The organism is Exiguobacterium sp. s157 (assembly GCF_018618205.1).
Classification (GTDB): Bacteria; Bacillota; Bacilli; order Exiguobacteriales; family Exiguobacteriaceae; genus Exiguobacterium; species Exiguobacterium chiriqhucha.
In genome coordinates this window covers 1-11,919 of the sequence record NZ_JACSLQ010000005.1, presented here as the reverse complement: position 1 = coordinate 11,919, position 11,919 = coordinate 1, and the positions used below count along the sequence as shown (strand labels likewise).

Here is an 11,919-nt window from a genome sequence, read left to right as displayed (position 1 = left end):
TATCTGCCTCCTGAGTAAGCTTTGATATCTCGTTGCCACCCCCATTGTATGCAAAATCAAATCGGTTGAACAACTATAAAGATTCAGTTTATGTAATGTAAACGGTTACTCGTCAATTTTTTGTCAATTCCGCCTCGACTTTGCCACTTTCAACTGAAGATGTTCATCAAATCGACCGATAGAAGAGATGAGAGTACGTGAACTAGGAGGGACCATCAGTGAGCATGGATCATAATATTTTACTTGAGGCAGGCACGAACGAATTAGAGATCGTCATTTTCCAGTCAGGCCCGTTCATTTTCGGGATTAACGTCATGAAGGTACGTGAGATCATCACGATGCTTCCCCTCACTCCGCTCCCGGGCACTCCGGAAGCAATCATGGGGTTGATCGAGCTCCGCGGTGAGGTCATGACGGTCATCGATTTACCGATGGTCATCGGACATCCGCGTGACGTCGGAGACAACGATCGCTTGATCGTCTGTGAGTTTAACGGAGAGAAATCGGTGCTCCGCGTCGATCAAGTGACAGAGATTAAGCGTATCTCTTGGGAACAGATCGACACGCCGTCTGATCTCGCACGCGGCATGCAAGGAATCACGAACGGGGTCGTCAAGACAGGCGACCAGATGATCATCCTTCTTGACTACGAGCGCATCGCCCTCGAACTGTCCCGTAAAGACATCATGGCCCGTGAATCGGTCAAACGACTCGGTGCCCGGGAGCGCTCGAACAAACACGTCTGGATCGCGGAAGACTCGGAGATGTTGCGGACGCTCATCATCGATACGCTCGATGACGCCGGCTATTTCAACACGACGATTTTCAATAACGGGAAGGAAGCGCTCGATGCGTTCGAACAGAGCGACGTCCATTGTGACTTGCTGATCACCGATATCGAGATGCCGCAAATGGACGGCTTGCATTTGACAAAACGACTCCGTGAGATGGATCGTTTCGCCGACCTGCCGATTATCATCTTCTCTTCGCTCATCTCGGACGACTTGAAACATAAAGGCGACGCGGTCGGAGCGAACGCCCAAATCACGAAGCCAGAGATTGGCATGTTGATTGCCACACTCGACGAATTTTTAGCCTAATCCGAAAAACGGGACTTCGCCTTGCGGCGAAATCCCGTTTTATTTATGATAATGCATTCAAGCGCGCTTCCCATTCTTGGTCGAAGCGGCGCATATCGGCTTCGATGTCGTCGAGAATCGGTTCGAGGTTTTCGGTCTCGTTCGTCTCTCCAGCCACTTCGAGCTGTTGGAACCGGGCGGCCGTCTCGTCGAGGCCGACAGAATAGGAGGCCCCTTTCAACAAGTGGGCGAGCTGTTCGATTTGTTCATGGTTTCGTTCCAGCACCATGCGTCTCAATTCCGGGAATTTCGCCTCGAATTGGCGGATATATGTCTCGGCAATCTTTTTTAAGAAATCTTTATTTCCGCTAGCGATTTGATGGAGCTCCGCCAACTTTTCTTCGTTAAACAGAGCATTATGGGGCGTTTGTGACAACTCCATCCCTCCTTTGCTTCAATCCTACTAACATTCCTAACCACTGTAGCATGTTTTCGAGAAAAAACAAAAAAACTCCTCCTTTTCCGATTGCACTCTCCCATTCGCCTACCTATAATTAGGTTGAGCTAAGGTAGGAGGAACATTATGCTAACGATTTACCGTACCGACGCATCTGGGCGTGTCGACGAAATCGAAGACTTTGACAAAGGGAGCTGGATTCAACTCGTCAATCCGACGAAAGATGAGGCCGATCAAGTCATCGCCGCCTCCGGCATTCCTGAAGATTTCGTCTACGACCCGCTTGATATTGAAGAAAAACCACGATTTGAAAAAGATGATGAGGGCCTCCTCATGATCATTGACGTCCCATATGTGGAAGAAGACGACACAGGACGCGCCTATAATACGATTCCACTTGGGATTATCGTCACGGGACGACACTTCATCACCGTCTGTTCGCGTGACCTCGACGTGCTCAATTTGTTCGCCAACGGAAAAGCCCGTTTGTTCCGGACGAACTACCGGAGCCGGTTCGTCTTTCAGATTTTGCACCGAGTCAGCATGACGTACTTGCGCTTCCTTCGCCAAATCGATCGGCGCATGGACGAGCTCGAGCAAGAGTTGCAACGTTCGATGCGAAATCAGGAAATCTTTCAATTGATGAACTTACAGAAGTCGCTCGTCTACTTCATGACGTCGCTCAAAGCGAACGACAGCGTCCTCGATCGCATCGTCAAGACACCGAGTCTCGAGAAGCACGAGGAAGACGAGGAGTTGCTCGAAGACGTGTTCGTCGAGCACCGTCAGGCGATGGAGATGGCGTCGATTTATAACGATATCATCAGCATCAAGATGGACGCCTTCGGTTCGATCATCTCGAACAACGTCAACTTCGTCATGAAGTTCTTGGCCTCGATCACAATCGTACTTAGTATTCCGACGATGATTTCTGGAATATTCGGGATGAACGTCCAAGTGCCGTGGGAAGGACAACCGATCGGCTTTGTGTTCGCCATTACGATGATGATCGGTTTCTCAAGCCTCGCCTTTTACATTTTGTGGCGCAAGCGATATTTCTAAAAAAAGATGGTGTTGCCCGTTGCGGCGACACCATCTTTTTACATCAATTTGACCGTGACGAGACACAAGTCATCGTCAATCTCGATTTTAGGGACGAGTTGTTCGGCGACGTGACGCGCGTAGTCAAGCCCGTATGACGCGACGTCCTTCTCGAGCCAGCGGATGCCGTCGTCAATGTCTTTGCTGTAACATTCCATCAATCCATCTGTATACATATGCATCGTCATCCCCGGTTCGATGTCGATGACCTTCGACTCAAAATTCGGCTCCTCGAACATGCCGACCGGGACACCGGTCGTCTCGAGACGGGTCACACCCGAGTCCGACGTCACGATGACCGGCGGATGACCGGCGTTGACGTACTCGATTTGACGCTTCGTCGTGTCGATATAACAATAGACGGCCGTGAAATAGCTCTGCATGTCCTCTCCCGAGAACAAGAACGTCATCTGACGGTTCAACTCACTCATCACATCGACCGGGTATTGGACGTTGCTGACGAGACCGGGCAAAATCGACCGAATCCCCATCGTAATCAACGCCGACGAGACACCATGCCCCATCACGTCGAAGATGATGACCCCATAGCGATCCGGTGCGACCTGGAACCAGGCATACATATCCCCGGCCAGTTTTTTAGACGGCAAATAGAGGGCCCGGACGTCAATCTCATCGTTGCTGATGGGCGGGGTCAACGCGCTCTGTTGAATCTTTTGCGCGAGATCGAGGTCATATTGGAGCCGCGCCTCATATTTTTTGCGTTCATCGACGGCCGCTTTGTAACGGAGTGCGGAGCGGATGCGCGCGAGCAGTTCCGTGATTTTAATCGGTTTCGTCGTATAGTCGGACGCTTCAGCGTCGAGACCTTCCGCGATTTGCTTTTCCTCGGTGCGACCCGAGACCATAATCACGGGAAGTTCCTCATAGCCGCTCATCTGTCGAATCCGTTTGCACGTCTCGATTCCAGAGATTCCTGGCATCTCGACATCAAGCAGGACAAGGTCGTATAGCGACGGGGCTTGCGGGTCCATCAGGAGCGCGAGCGCATCTTCACCACTCGAGACTGAAATCGTCTCATAATCATGTTGATGCAATAATTGTTCGAGAACCATCGTATTGACCGGTTCGTCGTCCACAATCAAAATCGCCATAGTCATCCCTACTTTCTCTGTCAGTGTTCTTCTGCATATTATTGTATCATATCTAATCGCTTCATTAGGTATTTCAATGCTGTGACAGTTCGAAGTGGTTCAAAGATGGAGAATCTCGTTCGTTTTTGGCATACTGGAAGTACGAAAGCGAGGAATGCCGCATGGGATGGATATTCGCTGTGAGCGGTTTGATTATTTTGCTCGTCTTAATCGCGTCAATCGTTGTCATTCAAAAAGGATATGCCTATAAAGACAACAAGGACGACATCGTGCTCGATTACGATGAAATCAATCGCCGCATCACTGAAGAAGAACAGCAGAAAAAATAGAGCCATCGGCGGATGGCTCTATTTTTTATTTAAATTCGAATCGAAGTGCCCCTTTTTCAAGGTAGAGCGCGGCATCGAACGTCTTATCCCCTTTTTTGAACGTGTGCACGTTCGATTGCCCGCCGTTAATCATCTGTTTCAGTTCATCTTTGGCAATTCCGACGCCGAGTACTTGTTTCGACATCGTAAACTTGCAACCTTCGCGATAGCCGCTACAACCGATGAATTTCGCATGCTCGACGAGTCCCTTGCCACAGCTCGGGCAGACGCCGAACGATGCTTTCGGCCGCGCCGCCGACTTCTTCCCGAAACGTCGTGCTTCAATCGTATAGCCTTCCGGGTTCGCCGTCTCGACTCGCGCTTTCGCCTCTTCGACGAGATGAATCGACATCTTTTTCGCCTGGTCGATAAATTCGGCGGCCGAAGCCGATGCCTGCCCGATTTCGTTGAGACGTTTCTCCCATTTGGCCGTCATGGCCGGTGAAGCAAGGATACTGTCACCGAGCACGTCAATCAACAAGCGTCCTTTATCGGTCGGGACGAGCTCTTTCTTTTGCAGGTCGACATAGCCCCGCTTCTTCAGTCCGTCGATAATATTGGCCCGCGTCGCCTCGGTTCCAAGCCCTTCGACTTCTTTCATGATGTGAATCAGTTCTTCATCATCGAGCTGCTTACCGGCCACCTTCATCGCCATGATGAGCGCGCCTTCTGTATACCGTTTCGGTGGCTCCGTTTGTTTCGATAATACTTCGACTTTCTTTTCCGTCAACGGCTCCCCGAGTGTGAGCGCCGGGAGTTCGACGTCTTTGGACTTCATCTCGACGACTTGACGATAGCCGGCACTGACGACGACCGTCCCTTTTGCCCGGTACAGGTCGTCGCCGTCCATAAGGTCGACCGTCGTTTTCTCAAGCTTGGCCGGTGGAGCGAAAGCAGCGAGAAAACGTCGATTGATTAAATCATATAGTTTCGCCTCATCCCCGCTAAGTCGGGCCACATCGCCACACGCCTCGGTCGGGATGATCGCATAGTGATCACTGACCTTTTTCGCGTTGACGTAGCGGCTGTTCCGGGACGGGTTCTCGGTCAACACGTCTTTCAACTCGGCATAGGCCGCCGACTTCAATAGCCTTGCTTTCGTCTGTGGGAACAACGTCGCCTCGTCAGGTGTGACGAAACTTGAGTCAGTCCGCGGATAACTGATCCATCCTTTCGTATATAGCTTTTGAGCGATGTCGAGCGTCTTCTTCGCCCCGAAGCCGAACCGCTTGCCGGCTTCGGCCTGCAAACCCGATAAACTGAACCAGAACGGTGGGTGCTCCGTCTTCTCTTCCTTATCGATCGATTGAACGACCGCTGTTCCGGTCGCTCGGCTGACGACCGCGTCGGCTTGTTCGCGAGTCTTTAGTTTCGTCGTCTTACCGAGCGTGTATTTCGCTTTGAACGTGCCGCGTCCTTTTTGAAGCGTCGCCTCGACCTCAAAATACGGCTCTGGGACGAACTGTTTAATCTCACGTTCGCGATTGACAATCAAAGCGAGCGTCGGAGTCTGGACACGGCCTAGCGAAAACACGTCCTCGACGCCGATCGTCTTCAACAGCGTTGTATACGCTCTTGATGCGTTCATGCCGACGAGCCAGTCGGCACAGGCGCGACTCATTGCTTCGTGATAGTACGGGACCGTCTGGTCGCCTGGTAGCAGTGCGGCGAATCCACGGTCGACCGCCTGCTCGGTCAAACTCGAGATCCATAGGCGCGACAAAGGTTTTTGATTGCCGGCGAGCCGTAAAATGAGACGGACGATGGCTTCTCCTTCCCGCTCGGCATCGGATGCGATGATGACGTCGGTGATGGACCGGTCGTGCAGCCATTTCTTAATCGTCTGGAACGGTTTCGACTTGCCTTTCGAGATGCGATAGTCGAATCGGTCCGGCACGATTGGGAGCGACTCATATTTCCACGACTTCCATTCCGGCTTATAATGGGACGGTTCTTGCAGCTCGCATAAGTGACCGACCGCCCAGACGACGATGGCGCCTTCTGGGAACCGGGCACATGAAGCGATCTCAATCTCGTCTTTTTTCTTTTTTGATGGATACGGCGCAGCCAGTTTTTGGGCCTGCGACGGTTTCTCCGCAATAATTAATCTCATAGGATCCCTACTTTCACAGTCATCCGAAATCTCGTCGGAACGACACTTTCGAGAAAGAATGTATTTTCTTATCTATTCTATAATATCATTAGAAGAGTATGTACAACATAAAGGGGGATGTCTCTTGTCTTATCTTATCTTATTCGCCGCCGTCTTCTTCTTATCGACGAGCGTCTTGTTCGTCAAATGGACGTCCGCACCGGCCGAGACGGCCGCGTTTTACCGTATGCTGATCACGTGCCTGATGTTGTTGCCCTTCGTCGATTTCAAGTCGCTCCTCGGGACACGACTCATGACGCGATATGCCTTGCTCCTCAGCGGGACGTTGCTCGCGTTCCATTTTTGGCTCTGGTTTTTATCGCTCGATTATACAACCGTCGCCAGCTCGACGCTGTTCGTCACTTCGAGCCCGATTTTTGTCTTAATCGGGAACGCCTTGATTTTTAAAAAGAATCCGACCCGGAAAGGGTTAGCCTTCGCGCTCATCGCTGTCTTCGGAGGTATGCTTGTCGCGGCAGGCGACATTCAACTCGGACGTGAAGCGCTGTTCGGGGACTTGCTCGCTTTAATCGCCGCTCTGCTCATCGCGGGCTATTGGCTCGTCGGCCAACACGTCCGGACCGAGATGAACACGAATACATACTCGTTCAGCGTCTATCTCGTCGCAGCGGTCGTCCTCTGTTTCATGCTTCTCGTCCGGGGGACGACGTTCACCGCGTTCGAATCGGTCAACTGGTGGTATTTCCTCGCCCTCGCCTTCTTCCCGACGATTTTAGGACATAACTTGTTCAACTATGCGCTCGCCCGTGTCAGTGCGACCGTTGTCAGCATCACCATCCTTGGCGAGGCATTGTGGGGCATGCTGTTCGGGTTCGTCTTCTTCGACGAGCGTCTCGGCGTGATGCAATGGGTCGGTGCGGCCGTCCTGCTCGGCGGAATTTACTTGTTCCTAAAAGAAGACGCCCGTTCCACAAGAACGGACGTCGCTTCATAAATTGGTTGCTTTCGCTTCGATTTCGTCTTCTGACGGGCGGAATAAGAGCTTGCGATCCCAAACAGCCATCCCGACCGCTGTCAGGAAGGTCATCGCATCAGCGATTGGGAATGCGAGCCAGACACCGAATACGCCGAAGAAGTTCGGCAGGATGAAGACGAGTGGAATCGTATAGAGCGTCTGCCGCGACAGCGACAAGAACATCGCGACCCGGGCCTTCCCGAGCGATTGATAGATGCCGTTGACGAGCATTTGGACGCTCGGGAGGAATGAGACGGCGAACAACACATGAATCGCCGTCACGCCGCCGGCAATCAAGTTGGCGTCGGTCGTGAACATGCGCATCAGTTGTTCCGGAATCAACTGGAGCGTCAACCAGATGATGACGGCGATGGCAATTCCAGCCCGCATTGCCGTCCAAATCGTTTCCCTCATCCGGTCGAATTGTTTGGCGCCGAAATTGTAACCGACAATCGGCTGCATGCCTTGGACGATACCCATAATCGGCATCCCGACGAGCGCCATGAATTTATTGATAATCGCAAAAATGGCAAGTTCCTCGGTCCCGCCGTACGTTCCGAGCATGACGTTGACCCCGACGAATAAAATCGACTGGGAGACCATCATGATGAACGAAGATGAGCCGATCGCCATAATCTCCTTCAATTCGCCGAACCGTAATCGAAACTTCCGCCATTGGAAATCGAGATCGGTGCGGCGATTTTTTGAGAAGAAGAAACGGAGCATGAGCACAGACCCGACGACTTGAGCGAGCGCCGTCGACCAAGCCGCCCCGTAAATGCCCCAGCCGAACGTGAAGATGAATAGCGGCGTCGTCACCAAGTTGACGACAACGGTCGTGAGCATCACTTTCATCTGATAAGGCGCCTGTCCTTCAGCCCGTACCATCGCGCTCGCCGCGAGTGTGAACATGAAGAACGGAGAGCTAATGAGCACGACCGATAAGTATTGTCGGCTCAGTTCCATGATCGCCGACGTCGCTCCGAACACTTTCAAGATGTCGTCCAACATGAAAAAGGCGGAACTGACCGCAAAAGCGGCGAACACACCGACGAGGACGAGCACGTTCAAAAACGTGACGGCGGCACCGGCATCGTCGCCTTTGCCGAGTTTCCTTGAACTGATGGATGCCCCGCCCAACCCGACAGCGCTCGAGACGGCCATAAGAATCATTTGAATCGGAAAGGCGATCCCGATGGCAGCCACGGCAGTCGACCCGATGCCACGGGCGACGAAGATTGTATCAATGATGTTGTACAGTGCCGTCACCAGCATCCCGATCATTGCCGGTAGCGACAGTTTGAACAGCAGGCGTCCGATTGGATCGGTCCGGAGCTGCTCCGTATTCTGATTCATGCTTCCATCCCCTTTGTCGTCTATGTTAACAGGTTAGCAAGATTGGATGGAACGGTCGACTATGTTGTCTTGCCGGATGTGTCAGACCGGGCTCGGCACAGGTGTGTTCACGACGCCGGCTTTTCGCTTGCGCATGATGAAATCGGTCGCGACCGGTTGCTCGACCTTGACACGTACCGTCATCATCGCCTGGTTCGCCGTCTCGAGGCTTTCTCCCGACTCATCGTACAGCTCATCGATGCGCTGCGAGAAACGGACGAAGCCGGGACCGAAGAACTCGACTTCTTCCCCGCGCCGAAAATGGTTTCGTTGCTCGAGTGTCGCTATTTTTGTCGTCGGTTCATACGCGATGACGCGTGCCGCGAATGCATATTGCGGGATGGCGCGCGGCTTACCGAATAGTTGCTCGTTCTCAGTCGGGACGCCGTAATAGAATCCGGTCGCGAGTTCTCGTTGTGCCGCTTTCCAGATTTCTTCTTCCCACGCCGGATTAAACTCGAAGCCCTCAGGGTCGTCACAGTACGCGTCGATGACTTGACGATAGACGTTACAAACGGTCGCCACATAGTGAATCGATTTCATCCGTCCCTCAATTTTCAAGCTGTCGACGCCAGCGTCGACCAAGTCCGGAATGTGACGTACCATCGCCAAGTCGACCGAGCTCATCGAGAACGGTTCCTCGTCGCGTGCTGCCATCTCGTCAGTCAACAGTTCGTCCGCCTCAAAGAATCCGTATTTCCAACGGCACGACTGGGCACAGCCACCCCGGTTCGCATCGCGGAGGGCCATATGGTTCGATAAGGTGCAACGACCCGAGTACGAGATGCACATCGCCCCATGGACGAACGTCTCGATTTCGACATCGACTTGCCGTTTCATCTCTTTGATTTCTTCCATCGATACTTCGCGGGCGAGAACGATTCGCTCCAATCCTTCCTCTTGCCAAAAGCGGAGCGTCTCATAGTTCGTCGCTGACGCCTGCGTCGACAAATGGACCGGAAGTCCCGGCGCATCCTTGAGGCATACCTCAATCATGGCCGGGTCGGACACGATGACGGCATCAATGCCGATATCGCGAAGCTTGCAAAAGAACTCGCCCGCGCCATCGATATCGCCTTCATGGGTCACCATATTCGCGGCGACATACACTTTTGCCCCGCGCGCATGGGCGAACGCGACGCCTTCGGCCATCTCGTCATACCCAAAATTGCCGGCCCGAGAGCGGAGTCCGAACTGTTGTCCCCCGATAAAGACCGCATCGGCCCCATACAAAATCGCCATCTTCAATTTTTCTAAGTTGCCGGCCGGTGCTAATAATTCTGGACGTTTTTTCATCTCAATCCCTCACTTGATCTCTTCTGGATTTCGTAACAATAGTCCCGTCCCGAGCCGGAATTGTTCCGGCTGCAGTTCGGCGAGACGCCGTTCCATGACGAGACGGTCGAATCGACCGTTCAATAAATCTGAGCGGGCCTTATCGAACAAGCGGACGATATCAACGAATGCATCACCCGCGTGCCAACCCTCGAGCTTCCACGTGTGTAGGCCGCCTGTTATTAAAGTGGGCAGTTGTCCCATAAGCGTCAAATCCTCAGAGAACACATGCGTCCCGTTTTCGTCTTCATACACCGGATAGCGGCTGTCCGCATCCGATGGTTCGCTCACATAGTATTCGCGTGCTTTTGCCAACGTGTTCGATCGGCCAATCTCATTGAAGTAGTTCGTCAAGAGCGGACGTTTCGAATGATGGATACACGTCGGTCCGTACACTTGGACTTCGACCGGCAATCCGATTTGCTGTTGAATCAGCCCGAGTTCAGTCAACGTCACTTCACGGGCCGCGATTGCCCCGATTGCATCGCGTTTGCCCCAAAATTGAATGTGTCGGGCCGACGTGACGAGCGTTTGAGCATCATACCAATAGGGGATATTTGCATTACGGATTAAGCGGATGGCGCCCGGGTCACCGGCCGTCACACTGTCAACCCCGATTGTTTTTAAAGCCGATAAATAGTCAGGCAGCGTCTCAATCTGATGATTGTGCATCAAATTATTGACGGCGACGGTCACTTCTTTGCCATAACGGTGGGCAATCGCTGTGACTTCTCGCACAGCCTCCAACGACCAGTCTCCCTTATGGCGTAACCCGTATGTTGCTTCTCCGATATAGATGCGGTCAGAGCCCGCCATAATCAGCGCTTCTGCTTGCTCGACGCCCTGTGCTGTAGTCACTAGCTGTATCATCATTTGGTTTCTTCTCCTCACTTTGTGAGTCTAATCACATATTCTTGCTATACTCTAGCATACGTTTTGACGTCGCGGCCGAGCAGGAATTTAACAACTCGTGAAGAAATCAGTAACAATGTATGACTTTTTATATCGAAGGAGTGGACGATTTTGACAAAAACAGCCTTAATTACTGGAGCCTCGACAGGAATCGGACTCGATCTTGCCGTGTTAGCGGCCCGGGATGGATTTGATTGTATCCTCGTGTCTCGCAACGAGCCGCGGTTGCACGAATTAAAAAAAGTACTCGAGAAACGTTACCGTGTCAGCGTACACGTCTTCGCCCTCGACTTGTCTGAACACCAAGCCGTAAAACGATTGACGAGTGCAATCGCCGATGCCAGACTGACGGTCGACTTTTTAATCAACAATGCCGGTTTCGGAACGGCCGGCGAGTTTATCGAGCTCGATGCCGAGACCGAGGCCGAAGAGGTCCGTTTGAACGTCAACGCCTTGACCGAATTGACGAAAGCTTATTTGCCGGGCATGGTGGAACGGAATCATGGCTATGTGTTGAACGTCGCATCGGTCGCCGCCTTCCAACCTGGTCCGTATATGGCGGTCTACTACGCGACGAAGGCCTACGTGTTATCGCTCACCGAGGCGCTCCATGCCGAAGTGAAAGGAACAGGCGTGCACGTGAGTGTCCTCTGTCCAGGTCCAACCGATACCGGATTCTTCAATCGGGCCGGCAGCGAGATGATGGTGTCAAAAATGCCGTCTCATCTCGTCGCTTTCTTCGGCTATAAAGGCGTCATGACCAACAAACGCGTCATCGTGCCGGGTGTGTCGAACCAACTGCTTGTCGCCGCGGCCAAGCTCATGCCACGCGCAGTCAGCCTTGAGATTTTGCGCCGCTTCCAAAAACCATCAGATGCTGGATCGGAAGACGTCTCGACGATTTAACCCATGTATGCACGTTAAAAAAGGAGGAGGTCCCCCGTAATCTGTACCCCATGTAAAGGACATTAATAAAAAAACTTATGCTGCTTCAAGGAGATGATTCCTGTACTGTACGGGAGTCATCTTTTT

11 protein-coding genes are annotated in these 11,919 nt (G+C 52.5%); 5 read left to right on the top strand and 6 right to left on the bottom strand.

Annotated elements, in window-relative coordinates; all coding sequences use genetic code 11:
* Window positions 1-224: 224 nt before the first annotated feature.
* Window positions 225-1,100: a chemotaxis protein CheV gene (locus tag KNP67_RS10220; protein ID WP_021067653.1), complete on the top strand. Its 876-nt coding sequence runs from the start codon at window positions 225-227 to the stop codon at window positions 1,098-1,100.
* A gap of 43 nt (window positions 1,101-1,143) precedes the next feature.
* Here the strand turns inward: KNP67_RS10220 and KNP67_RS10215 are convergent, their stop codons facing one another.
* Entirely contained in the window at window positions 1,144-1,521 is a 378-nt protein-coding gene (locus KNP67_RS10215; protein ID WP_058763867.1) for an Hpt domain-containing protein, read from the bottom strand.
* 141 nt (window positions 1,522-1,662) lie between these two features.
* Here KNP67_RS10215 and KNP67_RS10210 point away from each other — a divergent pair, with 141 nt between their 5' ends.
* Window positions 1,663-2,598 (top strand): magnesium transporter CorA family protein, encoded by a 936-nt coding sequence (locus KNP67_RS10210; RefSeq protein WP_021067655.1) that lies wholly within the window; start codon window positions 1,663-1,665, stop codon window positions 2,596-2,598.
* 38 nt (window positions 2,599-2,636) lie between these two features.
* Here KNP67_RS10210 and KNP67_RS10205 read toward each other — a convergent pair whose 3' ends face one another.
* Window positions 2,637-3,749, bottom strand: coding sequence for a PP2C family protein-serine/threonine phosphatase (locus KNP67_RS10205; RefSeq protein ID WP_021067656.1), 1,113 nt, complete (start codon window positions 3,747-3,749; stop codon window positions 2,637-2,639).
* Window positions 3,750-3,910: 161 nt separating this feature from the next.
* Here KNP67_RS10205 and ytzI point away from each other — a divergent pair, with 161 nt between their 5' ends.
* Complete coding sequence (ytzI, locus tag KNP67_RS10200) at window positions 3,911-4,078, top strand: YtzI protein (protein WP_021067657.1); 168 nt, start codon at window positions 3,911-3,913, stop codon at window positions 4,076-4,078.
* A gap of 25 nt (window positions 4,079-4,103) precedes the next feature.
* On the opposite strand, the gene KNP67_RS10195 is transcribed toward ytzI, so the two are convergent.
* Window positions 4,104-6,230 (bottom strand): DNA topoisomerase III, encoded by a 2,127-nt coding sequence (locus KNP67_RS10195; RefSeq protein WP_131471237.1) that lies wholly within the window; start codon window positions 6,228-6,230, stop codon window positions 4,104-4,106.
* A 124-nt stretch (window positions 6,231-6,354) separates the two neighbouring features.
* On the opposite strand from KNP67_RS10195, the gene KNP67_RS10190 reads away from it, so the two are divergent.
* Window positions 6,355-7,224 (top strand): DMT family transporter, encoded by an 870-nt coding sequence (locus KNP67_RS10190; protein ID WP_029595301.1) that lies wholly within the window; start codon window positions 6,355-6,357, stop codon window positions 7,222-7,224.
* On the opposite strand, the gene KNP67_RS10185 is transcribed toward KNP67_RS10190, so the two are convergent.
* The 3 genes from KNP67_RS10185 to KNP67_RS10175 all read right to left on the bottom strand — a co-directional run bounded on the left by KNP67_RS10185 (window position 7,219) and on the right by KNP67_RS10175 (window position 10,848).
* Entirely contained in the window at window positions 7,219-8,601 is a 1,383-nt protein-coding gene (locus KNP67_RS10185; protein WP_131471238.1) for an MATE family efflux transporter, read from the bottom strand. The genes KNP67_RS10190 and KNP67_RS10185 overlap by 6 nt on opposite strands.
* Window positions 8,602-8,682: 81 nt before the next feature.
* On the bottom strand, window positions 8,683-9,936 hold the full coding sequence (locus tag KNP67_RS10180; RefSeq protein WP_131471239.1) for a peptidase U32 family protein: 1,254 nt from the start codon (window positions 9,934-9,936) through the stop codon (window positions 8,683-8,685).
* Between the two features lie 9 nt (window positions 9,937-9,945).
* Window positions 9,946-10,848, bottom strand: a complete 903-nt coding sequence (locus KNP67_RS10175; protein ID WP_082665705.1) for a peptidase U32 family protein — start codon at window positions 10,846-10,848, stop codon at window positions 9,946-9,948.
* A gap of 150 nt (window positions 10,849-10,998) precedes the next feature.
* Here KNP67_RS10175 and KNP67_RS10170 point away from each other — a divergent pair, with 150 nt between their 5' ends.
* Complete coding sequence (locus KNP67_RS10170; RefSeq protein WP_242678910.1) at window positions 10,999-11,793, top strand: SDR family NAD(P)-dependent oxidoreductase; 795 nt, start codon at window positions 10,999-11,001, stop codon at window positions 11,791-11,793.
* Window positions 11,794-11,919: the final 126 nt, after the last annotated feature.

What these genes read in the sequence shown, in the direction of transcription:
- KNP67_RS10220 (WP_021067653.1), top strand. Translation starts at nt 225, where the DNA reads ATGGATCATAATATTTTACTTGAGGCAGGCACGAACGAATTAGAGATC.
- KNP67_RS10215 (WP_058763867.1), bottom strand. Translation starts at nt 1,521, where the DNA reads ATGGAGTTGTCACAAACGCCCCATAATGCTCTGTTTAACGAAGAAAAG.
- KNP67_RS10210 (WP_021067655.1), top strand. Translation starts at nt 1,663, where the DNA reads ATGCTAACGATTTACCGTACCGACGCATCTGGGCGTGTCGACGAAATC.
- KNP67_RS10205 (WP_021067656.1), bottom strand. Translation starts at nt 3,749, where the DNA reads ATGGCGATTTTGATTGTGGACGACGAACCGGTCAATACGATGGTTCTC.
- ytzI (WP_021067657.1), top strand. Translation starts at nt 3,911, where the DNA reads ATGGGATGGATATTCGCTGTGAGCGGTTTGATTATTTTGCTCGTCTTA.
- KNP67_RS10195 (WP_131471237.1), bottom strand. Translation starts at nt 6,230, where the DNA reads ATGAGATTAATTATTGCGGAGAAACCGTCGCAGGCCCAAAAACTGGCT.
- KNP67_RS10185 (WP_131471238.1), bottom strand. Translation starts at nt 8,601, where the DNA reads ATGAATCAGAATACGGAGCAGCTCCGGACCGATCCAATCGGACGCCTG.
- KNP67_RS10180 (WP_131471239.1), bottom strand. Translation starts at nt 9,936, where the DNA reads ATGAAAAAACGTCCAGAATTATTAGCACCGGCCGGCAACTTAGAAAAA.
- KNP67_RS10175 (WP_082665705.1), bottom strand. Translation starts at nt 10,848, where the DNA reads ATGATGATACAGCTAGTGACTACAGCACAGGGCGTCGAGCAAGCAGAA.